General features: G+C 61.1%; 21 protein-coding genes. 5 read left to right on the top strand and 16 right to left on the bottom strand.

Going from position 1 to position 21,017, the window contains the following annotated elements; genetic code table 11:
- Positions 1-48: 48 nt before the first annotated feature.
- Positions 49-2,184 (bottom strand): ATP-dependent DNA helicase DinG, encoded by a 2,136-nt coding sequence (gene dinG / locus AC6I8P_RS12550; RefSeq protein WP_498030645.1) that lies wholly within the window; start codon positions 2,182-2,184, stop codon positions 49-51.
- A 54-nt stretch (positions 2,185-2,238) separates the two neighbouring features.
- A complete protein-coding gene (locus AC6I8P_RS12555; RefSeq protein WP_498030646.1) occupies positions 2,239-3,135 on the bottom strand; it encodes a LysR family transcriptional regulator in 897 nt (298 codons plus the stop codon).
- A gap of 128 nt (positions 3,136-3,263) precedes the next feature.
- On the opposite strand from AC6I8P_RS12555, the gene AC6I8P_RS12560 reads away from it, so the two are divergent.
- Positions 3,264-4,349 carry an iron-containing alcohol dehydrogenase family protein gene (locus AC6I8P_RS12560; RefSeq protein ID WP_498030647.1) on the top strand — a complete coding sequence of 362 codons (1,086 nt, stop codon included), beginning with the start codon at positions 3,264-3,266 and terminating at the stop codon, positions 4,347-4,349.
- Between the two features lie 181 nt (positions 4,350-4,530).
- Here AC6I8P_RS12560 and AC6I8P_RS12565 read toward each other — a convergent pair whose 3' ends face one another.
- The 7 genes from AC6I8P_RS12565 to argH are packed head-to-tail and all read right to left on the bottom strand — an operon-like array spanning position 4,531 to position 11,546.
- Positions 4,531-5,892: an MmgE/PrpD family protein gene (locus tag AC6I8P_RS12565; RefSeq protein WP_498030648.1), complete on the bottom strand. Its 1,362-nt coding sequence runs from the start codon at positions 5,890-5,892 to the stop codon at positions 4,531-4,533.
- Positions 5,876-6,763: a polysaccharide deacetylase family protein gene (locus AC6I8P_RS12570; RefSeq protein WP_498030649.1), complete on the bottom strand. Its 888-nt coding sequence runs from the start codon at positions 6,761-6,763 to the stop codon at positions 5,876-5,878. The genes AC6I8P_RS12565 and AC6I8P_RS12570 overlap by 17 nt, the downstream gene beginning before the upstream one ends.
- Complete coding sequence (locus AC6I8P_RS12575; RefSeq protein ID WP_021508446.1) at positions 6,756-7,601, bottom strand: polysaccharide deacetylase family protein; 846 nt, start codon at positions 7,599-7,601, stop codon at positions 6,756-6,758. Before AC6I8P_RS12575 ends, AC6I8P_RS12570 begins: the two co-directional genes overlap by 8 nt.
- 11 nt (positions 7,602-7,612) lie before the next feature.
- Positions 7,613-8,434, bottom strand: a complete 822-nt coding sequence (locus tag AC6I8P_RS12580; protein ID WP_021508447.1) for an ABC transporter substrate-binding protein — start codon at positions 8,432-8,434, stop codon at positions 7,613-7,615.
- An 18-nt stretch (positions 8,435-8,452) separates the two neighbouring features.
- Positions 8,453-9,217, bottom strand: coding sequence for an amino acid ABC transporter ATP-binding protein (locus AC6I8P_RS12585; protein ID WP_058757819.1), 765 nt, complete (start codon positions 9,215-9,217; stop codon positions 8,453-8,455).
- A gap of 13 nt (positions 9,218-9,230) precedes the next feature.
- Positions 9,231-10,109, bottom strand: a complete 879-nt coding sequence (locus AC6I8P_RS12590; RefSeq protein WP_021508449.1) for an amino acid ABC transporter permease — start codon at positions 10,107-10,109, stop codon at positions 9,231-9,233.
- A 9-nt stretch (positions 10,110-10,118) separates the two neighbouring features.
- Positions 10,119-11,546 carry an argininosuccinate lyase gene (argH, locus tag AC6I8P_RS12595; protein WP_058769494.1) on the bottom strand — a complete coding sequence of 476 codons (1,428 nt, stop codon included), beginning with the start codon at positions 11,544-11,546 and terminating at the stop codon, positions 10,119-10,121.
- 156 nt (positions 11,547-11,702) lie between these two features.
- Here argH and AC6I8P_RS12600 point away from each other — a divergent pair, with 156 nt between their 5' ends.
- A complete protein-coding gene (locus tag AC6I8P_RS12600; protein WP_021508451.1) occupies positions 11,703-12,674 on the top strand; it encodes a LysR family transcriptional regulator in 972 nt (323 codons plus the stop codon).
- A 149-nt stretch (positions 12,675-12,823) separates the two neighbouring features.
- On the opposite strand, the gene AC6I8P_RS12605 is transcribed toward AC6I8P_RS12600, so the two are convergent.
- Positions 12,824-13,342, bottom strand: coding sequence for a GNAT family N-acetyltransferase (locus AC6I8P_RS12605; protein WP_394516744.1), 519 nt, complete (start codon positions 13,340-13,342; stop codon positions 12,824-12,826).
- A complete protein-coding gene (locus AC6I8P_RS12610; RefSeq protein ID WP_058775322.1) occupies positions 13,339-13,902 on the bottom strand; it encodes a helix-turn-helix domain-containing protein in 564 nt (187 codons plus the stop codon). The genes AC6I8P_RS12605 and AC6I8P_RS12610 overlap by 4 nt, the downstream gene beginning before the upstream one ends.
- A 152-nt stretch (positions 13,903-14,054) precedes the next feature.
- Between AC6I8P_RS12610 and AC6I8P_RS12615 the strand changes: the two genes are divergently transcribed.
- On the top strand, positions 14,055-14,789 hold the full coding sequence (locus AC6I8P_RS12615) for a MerR family transcriptional regulator (protein ID WP_031279872.1): 735 nt from the start codon (positions 14,055-14,057) through the stop codon (positions 14,787-14,789).
- A gap of 79 nt (positions 14,790-14,868) precedes the next feature.
- Entirely contained in the window at positions 14,869-14,976 is a 108-nt protein-coding gene (locus tag AC6I8P_RS12620) for a YohO family small membrane protein (RefSeq protein WP_021508455.1), read from the top strand.
- Here the strand turns inward: AC6I8P_RS12620 and AC6I8P_RS12625 are convergent.
- Genes AC6I8P_RS12625 through osmF form a run of 4 tightly spaced genes read right to left on the bottom strand, consistent with a single transcriptional unit; the run spans position 14,957 to position 18,694 of the window.
- Complete coding sequence (locus tag AC6I8P_RS12625) at positions 14,957-15,688, bottom strand: ABC transporter permease (protein WP_021508456.1); 732 nt, start codon at positions 15,686-15,688, stop codon at positions 14,957-14,959. The two genes, AC6I8P_RS12620 and AC6I8P_RS12625, sit on opposite strands and share 20 nt — an antisense overlap.
- Entirely contained in the window at positions 15,688-16,623 is a 936-nt protein-coding gene (locus tag AC6I8P_RS12630; protein ID WP_021508457.1) for an ABC transporter ATP-binding protein, read from the bottom strand. Before AC6I8P_RS12630 ends, AC6I8P_RS12625 begins: the two co-directional genes overlap by 1 nt.
- A complete protein-coding gene (locus AC6I8P_RS12635) occupies positions 16,616-17,782 on the bottom strand; it encodes an ABC transporter permease (RefSeq protein ID WP_498030650.1) in 1,167 nt (388 codons plus the stop codon). Before AC6I8P_RS12635 ends, AC6I8P_RS12630 begins: the two co-directional genes overlap by 8 nt.
- 3 nt (positions 17,783-17,785) lie before the next feature.
- Positions 17,786-18,694, bottom strand: a complete 909-nt coding sequence (gene osmF / locus AC6I8P_RS12640; protein ID WP_141496524.1) for a glycine betaine ABC transporter substrate-binding protein OsmF — start codon at positions 18,692-18,694, stop codon at positions 17,786-17,788.
- Between the two features lie 217 nt (positions 18,695-18,911).
- Between osmF and AC6I8P_RS12645 the strand changes: the two genes are divergently transcribed.
- Positions 18,912-20,378 carry an MFS transporter gene (locus AC6I8P_RS12645; protein WP_021508460.1) on the top strand — a complete coding sequence of 489 codons (1,467 nt, stop codon included), beginning with the start codon at positions 18,912-18,914 and terminating at the stop codon, positions 20,376-20,378.
- Between the two features lie 31 nt (positions 20,379-20,409).
- Here the strand turns inward: AC6I8P_RS12645 and idi are convergent, their stop codons facing one another.
- Entirely contained in the window at positions 20,410-20,943 is a 534-nt protein-coding gene (gene idi / locus AC6I8P_RS12650; protein WP_058757829.1) for an isopentenyl-diphosphate Delta-isomerase, read from the bottom strand.
- Between the last annotated feature and the right edge of the window lie 74 nt (positions 20,944-21,017).

Genomic DNA, 21,017 nt, shown 5'->3' on the forward strand with positions numbered 1-21,017 from the left:
GCCGTCACCCGGCGGCCAACAATCGTGCATCCGGCTGTTGCCGCATACTCAGGATTTCTTGCTGCGCTTCGCCGGTTTGTCCGCTTCCGGCACCGGCGGTTGTTCAATCGGAAACACCGGCAGCGCGGCCAGCAGGCGGCTGCCGTAGGTTTTGCTCAGCAGCCGGCGATCGTAAATGACGATTTCACCAAAACACTGATGGCTGCGGATCAGACGCCCGACCTGCTGGATCAGCGTAAACGATGCGCTGGGTAAACTTTGTACTTCAAACGGGTAGCGTTTGAGGCTCTTCAGCCACTCCCCTTCGGTCAAAATTACCGGACTGTCCACCGGCGGAAAAGCAATTTTATGGATGTGCACTTGCGACAACAGATCGCCTTTCAAATCGAGCCCTTCGGCAAAAGATTGCAGGCCAACCAGAATGCTGCTTTGTCCGGCGGTCACCCGTTGCCGGTGAAGCTCCACCAGCCGTGAACGCGGCTGATCGCCCTGCACCAGCATCGACAGACGCAGCTCCGGCACCAGGCTGACAAACTGCTGCATCGCCCGTCCGCTGGCAAACAGCACCAGCACGCCTTTATGCTGCTGCGCCTGCATTTGCTGGCGGAAGAAGCGCGCCATCTCAGCGATGTGCTCCGCTTCATTGGCCAGCAGCGGCTCATAGCGCATTTGCGGGATGATCAGCTTGCCCTGATCGACATGATTAAACGGCGAGTCGAGTGCCACAAAGCGGTCGCCGGCCTTTTGGTTCAGGCCGGACATCTCCTGCAGGCGATTAAAGCTGTTCAGCGAACGCAGCGTAGCCGAGGTCACCACCACGTGCGGGATTTTGCGCCACAGCAGCTTTTCCAGCTGGTCGCTGACGCGAATCCCGGCGCAGTGAAACAGCAGATGCGCCTGGCCGTCACGAATTTCACGCGTCACCCATTTCGACACCGGCGCGTTGGACGCTTTTTCCATCGCCGCCAGCCGCCACAGTTTGCTGATGGATTCAAACCAGCCGAAGTGGCGATTGAGCTGCAGGATGGCTTTCTGCAGCCGCATGATATCGGCCTTGCCGGTCTGTTCGCCCAGCTCGTTGAGCAGCCCTTCGCTCAGGCCACGCAGCGCATCACTCAGCTTAAACAGCCGCGCGCACAGGGTCAGCAGTTCTGGCGGCAGCTCACCGAGCACAAAGCGAAACTCGCCAGGCTGATTGTCGCGCGGCAGCAGAGGATTGAGCGCGTTGCACAGCGTCTGCAGCTGTTCGCGCATCTCATCACAGTGTCCTTTCAGGCGCTCGGGATTGCTCAGCGGCGGCGGGGATTTCGGCCGGAACTGCGCCATGATGGTCTCCACCAGCCGCACAAACAGATCGAGCTGCAGGCTGCTCCAGCCCGGCGTAATCTCCGCGCTCATCTCCAGCGCATCCCGCGCCACTTCCGGCAGATGGTGCCCTTCATCCAGCACCAGCATCAGGTGTTTGGCCGGCGGCAGCACTGACTCATTCTCCATCGCCGCCATCACCAGCGCATGGTTCGCCACCACCACATCGGCCTGCTCGATTTCGCGTCGCGCCACAAAGAACGGGCATTCGCGGTACCAGCGGCAGTGGTGTGCCAGGCAGTTCGCTTTATCAGTGGAGAGGCGCTGCCACAGGCTGTCGTCAATCGCCACGTCGCTGTGATCGCGCAGGCCATCCCACTTATAGCTGCTGAGGTCTTTCTCCAGCCGCGCGCAGAATTTCTGCTCCTCTTTCGAACCGGTCACCGCCTGTTCGTCGAGATACAGCAGCAGATCGCCCTGCTGATCGTCCGTGGCTGCCAGCGCGGTCAGGTTGCGCGGACAGACATAGCGTCCGCGACCAAAAGCCGCGGTGAAGGTGAGGTCAGGAATGATTTTCTTTAATAGCGGCAGATCTTTGCTGAAGATCTGATCCTGCAGCGCCACGTTGGCGGTGCTGATGACTAAACGTTTCTCTTCGGCACGGCTGACCGCAATGCCGGGAATCAGGTAGGACAAGGTTTTGCCGACGCCGGTGGGCGCCTCAATGGCCAGATGGCGCCCCTCGTCACCGGCCAGACTCTTCGCCACTTCGGCGATCATCTGGCGCTGCGGCGCGCGCGGGATAAAGTCAGGAACCTGCTGCTGCAGCGCCTTATACCATTGCGCAATCTGGCTTTTTATCGCTGCTGTCAGGGCCATAGTGAATACTGTTTGTTAAACCGGCCTGTATTTTTACACAGTATTGCCGCAGCGTCAGCTTTCGCGCTCAGTTTTTCGCGCTGGATTCAGAATTTCGCGCATCGCGCGGATCAGCGGCTCGCGCGCGCGGCCGCGCCGGAATGCGAACGAAAACGGCGCACGAAAGTGAAAATGGTGGGGCAGCAGGCGCAGCAGCTGGCCCTGCTGCTCGCGACTGCGCGCGTAGTGCTCGGGCAAAAAGCCGATATAGCGCCCGGAGAGAATCAGCGTCAGCTGCGCTTCAATGCTCTCAACCGAGGCGGTGCTGTGGCGGAAACCGCGCTTGTTCAGCTCCTGCTGGTTCCAGTAGCGCCGCGTTACCATGCCGGTCTGCTGCACGCGACGCACATCCGCATCGCCCTGCGCCAGCGCATGTTGCGGACTGCAGTACAGCCACTGCTGCTCCTCGTACAGCGGCAGCGTCACCAGATTGCTGGCGCGCAGCGGAAAGTGCCCGATGGCCAGGTCGAGCCGATCTTCCAGCACCTGCTGCTGCAGTTCGTTGGGCTCGCACACGCTGAGGGTGAGAAACACCGCCGGAAAGCGCTGGTTAAAACGGGCGATAACCGCCGGCAGATCCAGCGTGCTGTCGGTGACGGTGGCGTCGACCACGCCGAGCGCAAACGTGCCGCCCTGCGCGCTTTTCAGCGTCTCCACCTGCGACTGCCAGCCGCTCAGGGTGGCCAGCATTTCCCGGGTATAGGCGTAGAACTGTTCGCCTTTGCTGGTCAGCGCAAAGCCTGCGCGCCCGCGCTGGCACAGGATAAAGCCCAGCTGACTTTCCAGTTCACTCATGTAGGCGCTGATGGCCGGTGTGGTCATGTTCAGCGCCTGCTGCGCACGCGAATAGCCGTGGTTTTCCACCACGCTGGCGAACACCTGCAGCAGTTTCAGATTGGGTAAGGTTGGCACCGCACTTCCTTCAGGGATTGCTGACAATAGTTAACGAATCGCTGAAGTGATTATCGGCTGACAGGGATTTTTTCTGCAAGCCGCTTTGGTGATGATGCAGTCATTCCCTGAAAAAGAGAGCTTTCGCTATGTCGCAACAAAATTTGCTGTTCCCGGCGCGCGTGCTGCGTGGTGCGGGTGTGATTAACCAGCTGGGGGCCATCTGCGCCGGGCTGGGCCAGCGCGCACTGCTGATTGGCGGCCAGCGCGCGATGCAGGCGGTGGCGACGCAGGTGAAGACCCAACTCGACGCCGCTGGCGTCACGCTGCTGGCACCGGTGTGGTTTGGTGGCGAAACCTCGCTTAACCATATCGAACGGCTGGCGGCGTTAGCGATTGAACAACAGGCAGAGGTGCTGATCGGTGCGGGCGGCGGCAAGGCGCTGGACACGGTTAAAGCGGTGGGCGCACAGCTCGGGCTGCCGGTGATAACCGTCCCGACAATTGCCGCCACCTGCGCTGCGGTGACCCCGCTGACCATTCGCTACGACGATAACGGCAACTTCTTTGATATTTTCCCGCTGCCACAGGCGCCGGCGGCGGTGATCATCGACAGTGAACTGCTGGCAGCCGCCCCTGCCCGCTGGCTGGCCGCGGGTCTCGGCGATACGCTGGCTAAATGGTATGAGTTCCGCGCGGTAAGCACGCGCCATCCGGCGCGCACCGGCAATGCGCTGTCATCGCTGGCGCACAGCCAGATCTGCTATGAGGTGATCGCGGAGCACGGTCCGGCGGCTTACGCAGCGGTGCTGCGCGGTGAGAGCGGCACCTCGCTCGATCAGGTGCTGGACGCGATTTTTACCTGGGCCGGTCTGACCTCGCTGATGAGCAATGGCGCCCACGCCGCCGCTGCGCATGCCATTTACGAAGGCTTTACCTTCTGCGACAAAACGCGCGAGTTTGGTCACGGCCTGCTGGTGGGTTACGGCAATTTGTGCCTGCTGGCGCTGGAGGATCGCAGCGACGAAGAGCTGGTGGATGAGATGCGCCTGGCGCGCGACTGCGGCGTACCGTTGACGCTGGCCGAGATTGCCGCGCTGGAGGAGAGCGAGCTGGCGTTGATTATACGTGAGTCTGTCCACGCGCCGGATATGGCGAACATGGCCGAACCGGTCAACGAAGCGCGGTTGCGGGCGGCGATGGCGCGGATTGAAGGGGTGGCGGAACGGGTTTGATTGCGGTCGTAAGGGATGTGATAAATCCCAGGTCACCATGAACGGCAAATCCCAGGTCACCGTAAACGGCGACCCTACGGGCCAGCGCGCGTTTTTGTAGGGTGCGCATTTATGCGCACCGTCATCATCAGGTCGCGCTGGCCTGACCGAGCGGCATTACGCCATGACTGGCGCCCCACTTTTACCGGGTCGCCAGTAACACCGCGACTTGCCGCACATCCGCCACGTTATCCAGCATCAAACACAGCGTTTCCAGCTGCTGCACCTGTGCCGCCGGCAAGACGCGCGCGGCGAGGCTGCGGTATTTGGCGCGCAGCGCCGCGTCGCTCAGCGGATTCGCCGGCGATCCGGACGGCACCGCGACGTGCTGCTGCCACTGCTGGCCCTGCACCGTTTCCAGCCGGACCCACGGCTCATCATCGCGCCCCTGCTGGTGGTCAATCTCCAGCTCAATACGCGCCATCAGCGCGGCAGCTTCCGCACTCAGGCGACGGCTGTCGTCATAACTCGCCAGCTCCGCGGAGCCGAACAGCGCACGCGCCGTCAGCGCATACGGCAGGCTCATTTGCGCGGCGGCGAGGCTGGTGAGCTCACGCGTGCCGCACATCTCCAGCAGGAACGGATTGAGCCCGACCACAATGCGTGCAATATCCCCGGTCGCCACCGCATGCTGCTCAAGCAGCAGACCCAGCGCATCGATCGCCGCATGCGTACCGCGACAGGCGGCGTACGGCTTGATGGAACAGCGCGCCAGTTTCCACACCTCGCCCAGTTGGGCCGTGAGCGCGGCGGGCTGTTGCGTTTCACCGGCCAGCGTTTGCAGAAAGCCGCCCCAGCGCGCCTCAAATACCGCGGCCGGTCCGCTGATGCCGCGCTGTGCCAGCAGCGCCGCCTGTACGCCCCCTTCCGCCGCGCGCGCCGCGTGCAGCTTTTTGGTGTGCGAGCCATCATGAATAAAGCCCCACAGACCGCCACTGAAGCTGGCTGCGATGCCCAGCGCTGAGGCACACTGCGCGGCCGGCAGCCGCAGCAAACAACTGACGGCGGCCGCCGCGCCAAAAACGCCACAGCTGGCAGTTGAGTGCCAGCCCGCACCGTTGTGCGCCGCATACCCCCCGCAGGCTTCCAGCACGCGACGGCCGATGTCATAACCGACGACCATCGCGGTGAGAAATGCCCGTCCGTCGACCGGCTGCGTCGCCAGCGGCAGTGCCGCCAGCAGCGCCGGTAACACCACGGCACCGGAGTGATCGCAGCCGCCGGTGTCGTCCAGTTCATACATGTGCGCCGCCACGCCGTTGAGCCACGCCGCCTGGCGCGGGGAAGCTTGCTGTGCGCACCCCCACAGTTGCGCCACGGCGCTGCCGCCCTCTTCGGCCACCAGCGCCCGGCATTCGCGCCAGATCGGGCTGTCACAGCCCGCCAGCGCCGCGCCGAGCGTATCCAGCAGATGGCGCTTCGCCTGCGCTACCAGCGGTTCCGGCAGCTGGGCAAAGCGGGTGGCCGCGATGAAATCCGCCAGCCGATCAAGCGTGGTGTCCATGTTCGCCTCCGCTGACCCGGGCAAACACCTCTGCCGGATGATCGGCATCGTTATCCGGCTGCGTCTGCCAGTGCGCGGCCACCTGGCCGGCAGTAGCGATCCACACCTCATGCTGCTGCAGCGTCTCCAGCAGCTGACGCAGCAGGCCAATGCGCCCGGCGGTGCCGATAATTTCCGGGTGCAGCCGCAGCAGGTAGCACAGGCCGAAACGGTGAAAACCGTGGAAATCCTGCGTCAGGTTAGCCAGCGTTTCGCCATAGGGCGCGATGCGCGACTGTCCGGGCGGAATCGCCGGGCTGAGGTTGAAGGCAAAATAGGGCGCATCCTCCAGCGTATAGTGCATGGGCAGCTCCACCAGCCGGGTGCCGGGATGAAAATAGGGTAAGTCATCACCGCGCCAGCTGGAGGACCAGCGGATGCCGTGCGTTGCCAGCGCCGCAGCAAGGCCCGGTTTCCACTGGCCGGCCGGCGTGCGAAACCCTGCAATCGGCTGGCCGCTCAGCTGCGCCAGCTGCTCGCAGCCGCGCGTTACGCTGGCAATCTGCTGCGCCAGCGTCAGCGCCGAGAAGTCTTCGTGTCGCTCACCGCTACAGGCGATCTCATGGCCGGCGGCGACAATACGCTGCAGCACCTGCGGCTGCTCTTCGGCGACGATGGCCGGTAAGCACCAGCTGGCCAGCAGCTGTTTTTCCGCCAGCAGATCCAGCAGACGATCAACGCCGCGCAGCGTGCCATAGCGCCACACCGACAGGGTTTTATCGCGCCCGGCGACCGCAGGGGCCTGCGTCAGGATGCCGTGAATATCGTGATAGTCGATGGTAATGATGGCCGCCGATTGTTTGCCCGACGGCCAGCGTGAATGTTCAGTCATGTTGCTGCTCCTGCAAATACCACGCGGCCACCGCATCACAGCGCGCAAACCACACATCGTCGCGCGCCGTCATGTGGGCAAACAGCTGCTCCAGCAACAGCAAACGGCCGGGCTGCCCGGAAATTTTCGGGTGGAACAGCGTGGTCAGGCACAGTCCTTCGGCCATCGCGCCGTCAAATTCGCGCTGCCAGTTGTCACCGGTGTGCGCATAGCTGGCGATGCGGTCGCCGCCCTGTGGAAAATCCGGCTGGCGCGTGTAGGCCAGCGAGGCGTAATCATCCATCTCCCATTTGCCGGGAATCTCCACCAGCGGCGTATGCCCGGCGACGGCAATGCTGTACGGCCGATCGTCACCGCGCATGCTGCTGGAGTAAATCACTCCGGCTTCCCGCAGAATCTGCGGCGTTTCGGCGTGCCAGTCGCCGGAAGGAGTGCGAAAACCACAGGCGCGGATACCAAGATGTTGCTGAAAGATGGCGGCAGAGCGCGCCATCACGGCGCGCTGTTCATCTGGCGTAATCGCCCAGAACGATTCGTGGCGATAACCGTGATAGGCCACTTCGTGGCCCTGTTCGATAATCGCCTGGCACTGCCGCGGCCACTGCTCCACCACCCACGCCGGCACAAAAAACGTGGCCGGCAGTTGGAAGGCGCGCAGCAGATCCAGCAGCCGACCGAGCGCGCGAAACGGCCCGTAGGCGCCAAAGGTGAAATACTCTGGTGTTGACCACAGGCTGCCATTGAGCATGGCATCGCCAGTGGGACCATCAAGATCAAACGCCAGCGCCATACAGCCACGCTTGCCCTGCGGCCAGCGCACTGCGCCCGGTTGTTGCATACGCCCGCTCCTTAGCCCTGATTCACCGTGGCTTCGGCAATGCCGTTGTCGCTCAGGCCCCATTTGCTGAGGATTTTCTGGTAGCTGCCATCGGCAATCATGGCATTGATGGCTGCCTGAATCGCCGTGGTCAGCTCACCGGCATCTTTACCCAGCGCCATGCCGGTGTACTGGAAGGAGAAGGCTTTATCCAGCGGCTTAAAGGTGCCTTTTTCCAGGTTCATGATGTACGGCAGGGTTTCGCTGCCCTGTACCGCGCCATCCAGACGACGCTGACGCAGCTGCGTGCGCGCATCGGCGGTGCCTTCCGCGCCCACCACGATAATCGCGGGTTTACCGGCCGCTTCGCAGTGCGCTTTTGACCAGGTAGCAATCTCCTGCGGGAAAGTGGTGCGGCGGCTGGTACCTACTTTTTTGCCGCACAGATCGGTGGCGCTGTTGATGTCGCTGCGCGCCGCCAGGGTGTAGAACTGCGGACCGGTTTTGAAGTAGTCGATAAAGTTAACCACCTTCTGCCGCTCTTTGGTGTCGGTCATGCCGGACATCACCAGATCGACGCGTTTGGTCACCACCGCGTTGACCATCTGTTCAAAGGCGATCTCCTGCCAGTTAACCTTCACGCCCAGCTTCTCGCCAATTGCCTGGCCCAGCTCATAATCGACGCCGCTCAGCTGATTGGTGGCCGGATCTTTAAAATCCATCGGCGGGTAGTTTGGCATGATGGCGACGGTCAGCCCTTTCTCTTTGATACTGGCCGGTACGGCAATCTCCGCCCAGGCAGAGGATTGCAGCAGCAGCGCGGCACTGATGGCACTCAATAACAATTTTTTCATCTATTCACCCCGGTCACGTTAAAGAAGAATCGCGTTGATAAAGTTTTTCATCCGTGGGTTTTGCGGGCTCAGCAGAATCTCTTCCGGTGCGCCCTGCTCAATAATGCGTCCCTCATCCATAAACACCACCTGGTTGGCGACCTCACGCGCAAAGCCCATTTCGTGAGTCACTACCAGCATGGTGGTGCCTTCTTTTGCCAGCTGGCGCATCACCGCCAGCACTTCACCGACCATCTCCGGATCGAGCGCCGAGGTCGGTTCATCAAACAGCATCAGTTTGGGTTTCATCGCCAGCGCGCGGGCAATCGCCACGCGCTGCTGCTGACCGCCGGAGAGTGACTGCGGATAGTCGTGCGCTTTGTGCGCCAGTCCGACGCGATCCAGCAGCGCCATCGCCTCTTCGCTGGCCTCGCGTTTCGGGCGCAGCAGCACGCGACACGGTCCCTCGATGATGTTCTCCAGCGCGGTCTTGTGCGGAAACAGGTTGAAGCGCTGAAATACCATGCCGGTCTGCAGCCGCTGGCGCGCAATCTGTTTGTCACTCAGCGGATGCAGCTTGTTGCCGGCAATGCGATAGCCCGCCAGTTCGTTGTCGACCCAGATGCCGCCCTGATCCACTTTCTCCAGCTGGTTGATACAGCGCAGAAAGGTGCTCTTACCGGAACCCGACGGGCCGAGAATGCACATCACCTCGCCGTAGTTCACTTCCAGGCTGACGTCCTTCAGCGCGTGGAACTGATCGAAATATTTGTTCACCTTGACGGCGCGCACGATGTTTCTCATCTCTCACTCCCGGTTACTGGCGACGACGATGGCCGCGTGAGAAGTAGCGTTCCAGCTGGCTCTGTCCGAACGACAGCAGCGTCACGATAATCAGGTACCAGATGCCCGCCACAAACAGCAGCTCCATCACGCGCGCGTTGGCGAAGTAGATGGTTTGCGCGTTATACAGCAGCTCGGAGTACTGAATCATGCTGGCCAGACTGGTGGTTTTGATCATGCTGATGAACTCATTGCCGACCGGCGGCAGAATCACCCGCATCGCCTGCGGCAGAATGATGCGCTGCAGCGCCTGCAAACGCGGCATGCCGATGGCTTTGGCGGCTTCATACTGTCCGGTATCTACCGATAACAGCCCGGCGCGCACCACTTCTGAGGTGTACGCGCCCTGATTGATGCTCAGGCCGAGCAGCGCGGCGAGAAACGGCGTCATCACCGTGACGGTTTGTACGCTGAACAGACCGGGAATGCTGATGGTGGGAAACACCAGCGCCAGGTTGAACCACAGCAGCAGTTGCAGAATCAGCGGCGTGCCGCGAAAGATCCACGCATAGCCCACCGCGATATAGTGCAGCACCGGATTAGGCGACATGTACATGATGGCGGTGATGACGCCAAACAGGATGCCCAGCGCCATCGCCAGCACCGACATAATCAGCGTGTTAACCACGCCGTTAAGGATTGCCTGCGCGGTAAAGAACTGGCCGACGAATGACCACTCAATATTGCCGTGCGCAAAGGCGTTAACCAGCAGCGCCAGCAGCACGAGGATCACTGCCGATGCGGTGATGCGGCCATAATAGCGGCGCGGCACCACCTGATAGCGATCGAGATCGTAATGGGGCTGGACGCGGCCATTGTTGACCGACGGTTCAACCGGTGTGGTGTGTGACATAGGCTCTCCTCAGGCGCGCGGTCCGGCGTAATCATCGGCCCAGCGCTGCTGGTCCTGCATCAGGGTTTGCAGACGGGCCAGCTGCTCGCGCACCCGTGCCGGTGCGGTGCCGCCGTAGCCGCTGCGGGCTGCCAGCGCCGCTTCCAGCGTTAATGCCTGACGCACCTCGGGCGTGAGCCGTGTATCGACGCCGTGCAGCTGCGCATCGCTGAGATCGGCCAGGCCGCAGTTTTCGCGTTCACACAGCTGCACCAGCTGGCCGGTAATCTCGTGCGCCTCGCGGAACGGCACGCCGCGCATTGCCAGCCAGTCGGCCACTTCGGTCGCCAGCGTAAAGCCATCCGGCGCCTGCTCGCGCATCACCTCAGTATTGAATTTCAGCGTCGCCATCATGCCGGCCATGGCAGGCAGCACCATCAGCAGCGTGTCGACCGCATCAATCACGTTACGTTTGTCGTCGCTGAGATCGCGGTTGTAAGAGAGCGGCATGGCTTTCATGGTGGTCAGCAGCGCCATCAGGTTACCGACCAGCCGGCCGCTGCGGCCGCGCGTCAGCTCGGCAATGTCCGGATTTTTCTTCTGCGGCATGATCGAACTGCCGGTGGCGTAACTGTCGTGCAGCTCCACCCAGCGGAACTGCCGTGACGCCCACAGGCACACCTCTTCGCACAGCCGGGACAGGTTGATGCCGATCATGCTGGTGACGAACAGGAATTCCGCGGCGTAGTCGCGGCTGGCGACCGCATCGATCGAGTTTTCACACGGCGCCAGATAAGCGAGATCGGCAGCGGCCAGCTGTGGCTGACGCGCAATTGCCGAACCGGCCATCGCCGCCGCGCCCAGCGGACAGCGCGCGCTGCGGCGATCCCAGTCCTGCATACGCTCGATATCACGCGCGAAGGATTGGGCATGCGCCAGCAACTGATGGCCAAACACAATCGGCTGCGCCTGTTGCAGATGGGTGAAGCCGGGCGCGACGCTGTCGGTGTGTTGCGCGGCCTGCGTCACCAGCGCCTGCTGCAGCTGCAACAGCGCGCTCACCAGCTTGCGGCCGTTATCCCGCAGGTAGAGACGCAGATCGTTGACGGTCTGATCGTTGCGTGAACGACCGGCACGCAGCTTGCCGCCCAGCGCGCCGAGGCGTTCTGTCAGCGCGCGTTCGATGAAGGTATGCACGTCTTCATCGGCGGCAATCGGCTGCAGCTGGCCAGCGCGATAATCGGCGTCCAGCGCGTCAATCGCCGCCAGCATGGTATCCAGCTCGTCAGCACTCAATAGCCCGGCACGCGCCAGCTCGCGCGCATGGGCGCGGCAACCGGCGAGGTCGTACGGCGCCAGCGCAAAGTAATAATCCGGGCTACGCGACAGCGCGGTTAAACTGGCTGCCGGAGCCGCTTTAAAACGTGCGCCCCATAACAGTTCGGCATTCTCAGACATGCTATTTCCCTCACAAATCAGCCGCAGCAATATGAAAAAGTTTGGATTCAGCCGGTAGCGATAATAAAAACTTATTTTATTGCCACGCTGGCAAATAGGTGGTATTTCAGATTCACTGTACTTTCACCGCAATTATTCCGGAGTTGAATAGCAAAAATGGAAAGTAAAGTTTCCCAGTCTGGAAACAATGCGAATAATCGCGGCGATAATGCGGTTCTGGCGCTGAGTAATATCGACTTAAAATTGCTGCGGGTATTTAAATGCGTGGTGGAAGCCGGCGGATTAACCGCCGCCAGTCACGAATTAAATATTGGCCTGGCGGCGATCAGTAAACAGGTTTCTGACCTGGAGATTCGGCTGGGCATGACGCTGTGCAGCCGCGGCCGTGAAGGTTTTGAGCTGACGCAGTACGGCATCAATGTTTATCAGGCCACGCTGGAGCTGTTCGTATCGCTCAACCTGTTTCGCGAGCGGCTGCACAATAGTCGCAACGAGCTGCTGGGCGACATCGCGATTTGCGTGGTGGATAACACCATTAGCGATCCGCACTCGCCGGTCACCAGTGCGGTGCAACAGCTGCACCAGAAAGCGCCAAAGGTGCAGATTCGTCTGCAGACCGCACAGCTGGATGATATTGAACGCGGCATAAGCGAAGGGCGTTTTCATTGCGGCATTGCGCCCGTGTATGAAATGAAAAATGAGTTTGATTACTTCGAACTTTATAAAGAATACGCAAAATTATATTGCGCTGCGTCACATCCTCTCTATTGCGGATCTTGCGATAAAAATATTTCGGTGGATGTATTACGTCAGCAGAAAATTATTAATCATTTATATGTTACCCCACGCGATGAACGCCGCCTGATTCCGGTGCAGGAGAGCGGTGTGCAGGCGGTGCAGGTGGAATCGGTGGCCATGCTGATTTTAACCGGTCACTTTATTGGATATTTACCGGAACATTATGCCGCTCCGTTTATTGCCCGCGGACAATTGTGTGAGCTGGGCGATGACACGCTGCGGCGCGAAACGGCATTTTGTCTGGTGATGAAGAAAGGCCGGAAAATAAATCCTATCATCCGGCTGTTTATGCAGGCGCTGGGGTTGAGCGATGCGGCGGCGGCGCACTGATTTGGTGCGTGTGACCGGGTTTCTGCTGGTACCGGACGGGAAAGTGTACGCTGATGCCCTCACCCCGGCCCTCTCCCACCGGGAGAGGGAGAGGCAGCATGTGGACAAGGGAAACGAAACGCGGCGTCCGGTAACAGCAACCAGAACGCTTATGTCAGCCGCTTATACATCACCGTGGTAGCATCCAGCTCGCCGGCTGTGGATTCGGCATAGTACGGAATCGAACCCGCCACCTGCCAGCCGAGCGACAGATAGAGCGCGCTGGCAACATCGCCGCTGCGCGTATCCAGCACCAGCAGCGTTTTCCCCTGCTGCTGCGCCAGCTGTTCGGCACGTAACATCAGACGGCGCGCAATGCCCTGACGTCGCGCACGCGGATGCACCAGCAGCTTGCTGATCTCCGCGCGATGGCGGCCGTTGGGCATACTGCTGAAGCCCAGCATCACCGTGGCCACTATCTCGCCCGCTTGCCAGGCCACCAGCAGCTGGTTATCGCCGCTCGCCAGGCTGTAAATTTTGTCCTGCCAGAAACGCGCCATCACTGCGCGATCGTTCGCGTCAATGAAGCCGACGCTGGCACCGTCTGCCACGCAGCCGTGCAGCACTTCACACAATGACGCCAGCAGCGGCTGCGCCTGGGTGGCGCTGAGAGAGTCGATTTCAATCATGGTTTGCACACCACCAGAATGTAGCGCGCGCCGCCTTCGGCATGCGCCTGAAAAGAGGAACGTCCGCTGAGGTGGAAGCGCAGGCAATCGCCGGCCTGTAGCGTCCAGCTCTGCGTCTCCATGGTGATGGTCAGCTCGCCCGACTGCAGCCAGATGTGCTGTTCCAGCCCCTGTACCGGCGGCGCATCATAATCAATGCGCGCGCCCGGACGCAGCACGCCCTCCACCAGCTCCGCTTTAAACTGACTGGCCGGCGGCGAGACGTTGCGCCGCTGGAAGCCGCTTAGCGTATCCTGCCAGACCGGCTGCTGCTCCGCTTTCAGCAGCAGCGCCGCTTCTTCTTCTACTTCGCTGAGCAGTCGCGACATGGTTAAACCGTAGGCCACGCACAAGCGATTAAGCAAAGCGGCGGTAGGGCTGGTCTCGGCGCGCTCAATGCGCGACAATGATGCCCGGCTAATGCCGGTTGCCAGAGCCAGTTCATCCAGCGACCAGCCGCGCTGCAGGCGTAATTCCGCCAGACGTGCCGCAAGCCGATCTTCCGTATTTAGAGCAGACATCTTTAACCTCTCATTTTCGGGAAATAAATCTCACACAAGAGATAAAGCCCGAAATCGTGCAGTGGGTCAAGTTGTACAATAAAATAATCATTGTACAAGCTCACTCTGGCGGTTAAGGTGTTGTTATGCAGGTCAGAATTTTAGAGGATGCCATGGCCTTATACAGTATCGGTGATGTTGCCGAGCGCTGTGGAATTAACCCGGTAACCCTGCGCGCCTGGCAGCGTCGTTATGGATTGTTAAAGCCGCAGCGCACTGAGGGTGGTCATCGACAATTTGATGATGAAGATGTTCAGCGGATCGAAGAGATCAAACGCTGGATAGAGAGCGGTGTGCCTGTTGGCAAAGTCAAAGCCCTGCTTGAAGGAGAGACCTTCAACGTGCATGACGGCTGGACGGCGCTGCAGGAAGAGCTGATGAGCGTGCTGCGCCACGTGCGCGCCTCCAAGCTGCGCACCAAAATCGCCACCATTGGCCGTGAACACCCGGTCGATGCGCTGATTGACCACGTTTTTGTACCGGTACGCCAGCGTCTCGGGCTGGATCAAAATACCGCCCGCACCATGTGCAGTCTGCTGGACGGCGCGCTGATTGATTATGTCGCGTTCTGTCTGGCAGGCGCGCGTAAAAAAGCCGGCAAAGATGCCTTAATGATTGGCTGGGGCGTAGAAGATCGCACCCGCATCTGGCTGGAAGCCTGGCGCTTAGCGCAGCAGGGCTGGCGCATTGATGTGCTGGCGGAACCGCTGGATATGCCGCGTCCGGAGCTGTTTCCCGGCCAGCATCTGTTTATCTGGACCGGTAAAAAGCCGACGCGCCGCCAGCTGGAGCAGTTCGAACACTGGCAGGCTCAGGGCTTCTCGATTCACGTCCACGAGCCGACCTGAAAAATCGCACATGCGGCCTTTGCCTTACCGCATGTGCGCGTTATCATGCCGCACTTCATGACTTTTCTCAGGTTTACCTATGAACTGGAATAAAATTCTGATTGGCACCCTGTTTGCCATCATGGCGATTGGCGGCATGGGCGGCATGATGCTGGTTGGCTACAGCCTTATTCTGCATACCCACTGAGTGCGTGCTGCAACCGCTCCAGCAGCCGGTCGCAGATCAGCGCCAGCAGCGCCACCAGCAGCGCGCCCTGAATCACATAGGCGGTATTGAAGCCGCTCAGACCGATAATCACCGGCGAACCCAGACTCTCCGCTCCGACGGTTGAGGCGATGGTCGCGGTGCCGATGTTGATCATCACTGAGGTGCGCACGCCCGCCATAATCACCGGTGCCGCCAGCGCCAGCTCTATCTGCCACAGACGCCGCCACGGTCCCATTCCCAGACCGACGGCGATCTCACGGCTGCTGGCCGGAACGCTGTCCAGTCCCGCCAGCGTGCCTTGCAGAATCGGCAACAGCCCATACAGAAACAGCGCCATCACCGCCGGCGCAGCGCCAAAGCCCATGACCGGCACGGCAATCGCCAGCACCGCCACCGGCGGAAAGGTCTGACCGGCAGCCGCCAGCGTCTCCAGCAGCGGGCGGAACGCCCTGCCGCCGTGACGGGTAGCGAAGACCGCACAGCCAACGCCCACCACTATTGCCAGCGCGCTGCCGCTGATCACCAGCAGCAGATGGGCCAGCGCCAGCTGCCAGAAACTCTCCTGCTGGTACAGCGGACGCTCCAGCTGTGGAAACCAGTGCGCAAACAGCGGCGCACTGTGCGGTAACCCCCACAGCAACAGCAGAAATATCCCCAGCAGCCAGTAGAGCGGATCGCGTAGCACTCGCATCAGCCCGCCTCCTGCTGTCGCAGCAAATCGCTAAAGTGCAGCACGCCCAGCGGCTGCTGATGTTGATCGACAACCGGTAATTTGTCGGTGCGGCGCGCAATAAACTGCGACAGCGCCTCGCGCAGCGTCAGCCCGGCGGCGATCGGTTCCGCCTCCAGCCACTCACCGCGTCGTGCCGCACTGCCGGCCCGCCCCAGCGCCAGCAGACGCACGCCCAGCTCGCTGCGGCCAAAGAACTGGCGCGCGAAATCACTGGCAGGCTGCGTCAGCAGGTCAATCGGCCGTCCCTGCTGCACAATCTCTCCGCCGTCCATCAACACCAGCTGATCGGCGAGAGTTAACGCTTCGTCGATATCGTGCGTCACCAGCACCACAGTGCGCCCCGACAGCTGCTGAATGCGCAGCATCTCCTGCTGCAGCGCCTGCCGGTTGACCGGATCGAGCGCGCCGAACGGTTCATCCATCAGCAGCAGTTCCGGGTCGGCCGCCAGCGCGCGCGCCACGCCAACACGCTGCTGCTGACCGCCGGAGAGCTGGTGCGGATAGCGCGACGCCAGCTGACTGTCGAGATTGAGCAGCGCCAGCAGCTCCTCAACCCGTGCGGCAATTTTTTCCCGCGGCCAGCCGAGCAGCGATGGCACGGTGGCGATATTTTTGGCCACATTCCAGTGTGGAAACAGGCCGATGGACTGAATGGCATAGCCAATGCGCCGCCGCAGCGCGCGCGCATCCATCTGCTCGATCGGCTCACCGGCAAAACGGATTTCGCCGCTGTCATGCTCAACCAGCCGGTTAATCATCTTCAGCGTGGTGGATTTACCCGAGCCGGATGTGCCGATCAGCACGGTAAAACTGCCCTTCTCAATCTTCAGCGACAGGTTGCGAATCGCCTCTTTACCGGCGAACGCTTTGCTTACCTGATGAAATTCAATCATGTCCTCTCTCCAGCAGCGCCGACAGCAATCGCAGCAGCGCATCGAATATCACCGCCAGCGCCACCACCGGAATCACGCCCAGCAGCACCAGATCCAGCGCGCTGCTCAGCAGTCCCTGAAACACAATGGCGCCGAAGCCGCCGGCCCCAATCAGTGCGGCGACCACCGCCAGCCCGACGGTTTGCACCACCACCACGCGCAGTCCGGAGAGCCACACCGGCAGCGCCAGCGGCAGCTCAGCGTGCCAGAACTGCTGCCAGCTACTCATGCCCATGCCGCGCGCGGTTTCACGCACCTCCTGCGGCACCTGCTGCAGCCCCGCAACCACGCTGCGCACCAGCGGCAGCAGTGCATACAGCACCAGCGCAATCAGCGCCGGCGCGACGCCAATCCCGCTGATACCGAGGCGCGCCAGCTGCGGAAAATGCGCCGCCAGCCCGGCCAGCGGTGCAATCAGCAGGCCAAACAGCGCCACAGACGGCACGGTCTGGATCAGATTCAGCACGCTGAAGGCGGCATGTTGCCAGCGGGCGCGACGCGCGATGGCGAGTCCCAGCGGCAGACCAATCAGTAAGGTGGGCAGCAGCGTGCCGCCCAGCAGCAGCAGATGCTGGCTGAACGCGGCGTTAAAGACAGCGGTGCGATTGCTGTACTCTTTCAGCAGCGACAGCGCGTCCAGCTGACCATTCAGCAGCAGTATCAGCGGCGGCAGCCACAGTTGCAGATTAAGCAGAATACGCAGCGGCGTCTGCTGGCTAAGCTGGCGAATCGCTTCGGCGGCCAGCAGCAGCGCTAATCCTGCCGCACACCAGAGGCCGCTGCCCAGCGCGGTGCGCGCCAGCGGGCTGCCGCTGCGGGCCAGCTCACTGGCGGCGTGGCCGCCGATGCCAATCAGCAGGGCGAACAGTAGCTCCGCGCCCAGCAGCTGCGCCAGCGCCGCACCGCGTCCCGGCGGCCACCACAATCCCAGCCATAGCCATAACAGCGGCAGCAGCAGCAGCCAGCCCGCCGTTACCTGCCAAAGCATCAAGGGCTGTCCGGAGACCAGCCGGTTGGCCGCATAGCTCAGCAGCGGTAGCGCTCCCAGCGCCAGCGTGATCAGCAGCGTCAGCACCAGCAGCACCGGCTGCTGGCGCGGTCGGTTTATCCGTGACAGCACCGCTTACAGCAACTTATTCTGCTGCAGCCACTGCTGCGCCACCTGGCTGGCGTCCTGACCGTCAACGGCGATTTGCGCGTTGAGCTGCTGCAGGGTTTTCTCATCCAGCTTGCTGAATACCGGCTGCAGCCAGTCGGCAATCTGCGGGTACTGTTTCAGCACGCTGGCGCGGATCACCGGCGCGGGCGCGTAAATCGGCTGTACGCCCTTCGGGTCGCTTAGGGTTTGCAGGCCGAGCGCCGCGACCGGGCCGTCGGTACCGTAAGCCATCGCCGCATTGACGCCGGACGTTTGCTGGGCGGCCGCTTTGATGGTAACAGCGGTGTCCCCGCCGGCCAGCGACAGCAGCTGTGACTGGCTCAGCTTGAAGTTGTAGGCTTTCTCAAACGCCGGCAGCGCATCGCTGCGCTCGATGAACTCCGCCGACGCCGCCAGCTTAAAGGTGCCGCCTTTTTTCAGGTAAGCGCTGAGATCGTCGAGGGATTGCAGGTTATTCTGCTGCGCGACATCGCCGCGCACCGCAATGGTCCAGGTGTTGTTAGCCGGTGCTGGCGTCAGCCACACCAGATGATTTTTCTCTGCATCGAGCTTTTTCACCTTCTCATAGCCCTGCTGCGCGTTTTTCCACGCCGCGTCCTTCTCATCATTGAAGAAGAACGCCCCGTTGCCGGTATATTCCGGATAGATATCCAGCTCACCGGCGGTAATTGCGCCACGCACCACCTGCGTGGTACCGAGCTGGATTTTATTCACGGTTTTTACCCCATGCTGGTTCAGCACCTGCAGAATGATGTTGCCGAGCAGCGAACCTTCAGTATCGATCTTGGAACCTACCTTGACCGGGTCCGCTGCCTGCACGGCCCCGACACTCATCGCGAATGCGATCATCCCCAATAAACCCTGCTTAATCATGGCGCTTTCCTCAGCATTATTTTCTTTCAGTGATTATCAAGCGTAGCCTGGCGAAACGGGATGGGTGCGGTCAAGCGGCGCAATTCGTTCTTTTTCTGCTATCCGTTGCCGGTTTTATAGAACGCTTTGGTTGCACTTATAACCAAATAGAATTTTTCACATCCGTGGCGCGGCTTATGCTCATAGCCCCACTCTTTACAATAAATCACACAACATCATGTCTGACTTAACTTCTTCGGCGCACGTGGCGCTGGCAGGGAATACGCCGCAGGGCGAGACGCAGTGGATTCGCAGTGCAGCCGACGTGACGCGGCTGGTCAATAACAGTAACGCCTCGCGCAGCAATGCACGCATCGTCATCGCCATTGCGCTGGGCGGGGTTTTTCTCGATGCCTACGATCTCGGTGCGCTGGCCTTCGGTATTAAGGATGTCACGCGCGAATTCAATCTGACGCCCGCCGGCACCGGCATGGTGGCGTCGGCTATCACCTTTGGCGCGATTGTTGGTGCGCTGATCGGTGGCTATCTCACCGATAAAATTGGCCGCTATCGGGTCTTTATGGCCGATATGTTCTTCTTCGTGGTGGCGGCACTGGCCTGTGCCTTTGCGCCGAACGAGTACGTGCTGGCGGCGGCGCGCTTTGTGATGGGGCTCGGCGTCGGCATCGATCTGCCGGTGGCGATGGCGTTTCTGGCGGAGTTTTCCCGACTGCGCGGTCAGGGCAATAAGGCCGCCAGCGTCGCGATGTGGTGCCCCACCTGGTACGCGGCGATCAGCATCTCCTATCTGCTGGTGCTGCTGCTGTATGCGGTGCTGCCTGAGAGCCATACTGACTGGCTGTGGCGGCTGATCCTCGGCTTTGGCGCGGTACCGGCGCTGTTGATCATCGCCATCCGCAGCCGTTATATGAGCGAATCACCAATCTGGGCGGCAAATCAGGGCAACCTGCAGGGTGCAGCGGCAATCCTGCGGCGGTCGTATAACATCAACGCGGAGGTCGCGCAGGATGCCGAGCTCACTGCCGCACAGCCAGTACGTAAAGCCAGCTGGCGCAACTACGGCGCGCTGCTGCAGGGCGTTTACCGCCGCCGTACGCTGCTGGCAACGATAACCTCGATTGCCTCGTCGTTCGCCTATAACGCCGTGGCCTTTGGCCTGCCGGTGATCATCTCCAGTTTCCTCGCGCAGTCGATGCTGACCACCATTCTGGTCTCGCTGGCGCTTAACCTGCTATTTGCGTTTGTTGGCGGCCTGCTGGCGGTGCGGCTGGTGCCACGGCTGGGCGCGTGGAAGATGTCGGTGGCCGGTTACGCCTGCCAGTGTGCGGCGCTGCTGGGTCTGGCGCTGATTGGTCGCCCGGCCGGCGGCGAGGAAGCGGCCCTGGCGATTGCCATGCTGGCGCTGTTCCTGTTCGGCCAGGGGTTTGGTCCGGGTTCGCACACCATGACCTTTGCCTCGCTGAGCTATCCGGCTTCGCTGCGCGGCGTGGGCGTCGGCTTTAACCAGACGCTGATGCGCGCCAGTTCGACGGTATCCCTGTTTGTGTTTCCGCTGCTGGTCGCGGCGTTCGGCACCGGCGTGTTCTGGGTGATCCTGCTCGCACCGCTGGCCGGATTACTGGCGCTGCTGGCGATTCGCTGGGAACCGTCAGGCTATGACGTCGATGCGGAAGATTTTCAGTAAGCGGATAACGCCTCAGCGATGAGGCGTTGGCTCAGGCGGTGAGGCGGAAATCGCCCAGCGTGTTGGGGATGCGTGGAAAAGTGTGCAGGAACCACGGCGTGAATTTTGCCGGATTATCGCGCATCTCCTGCTGAATTTGTTCGACAGAGCGGTAACACCAGTCGTCAGCCTCATCAAGGTTGAGCACCGGCACTTCGTCACTGATGGCGAAAAACACGTGACCGTACTCATGTTCGATCAGACCGTTGCTGAGCGGCAGGTTATAGCTCAGTTCAAACACCGGCGTTAACGCCAGATCCAGTCCCATCTCTTCACGCAGGCGGCGCTCAGCCGCATCGCGCGTCGGCTCCTGCGGGTAGGGATGGCTGCAGCAGGTATTGCTCCACAAACCGCCGCAGTGATACTTGCTTTGCGCCCGGCGCTGCAGCAACAGTTCATGGCGCGAATTGAACACGTAAACCGTTACCGCACGATGCAGCAATCCTTTCTCATGCACTTCCAGCTTTTCCATCTTGCCGGTGGGACGATCGAGGTGGTCAACGAGGATAACTTCAATGGCGGGCATGACAACTCCTTCGGAAAAATCCCCACTATTGTACACAATAGCGGAAGCGGCAGCGGAGAAAATCGCGCACATTC

The organism is gamma proteobacterium symbiont of Lampromicra miyakona, from assembly GCF_059730895.1.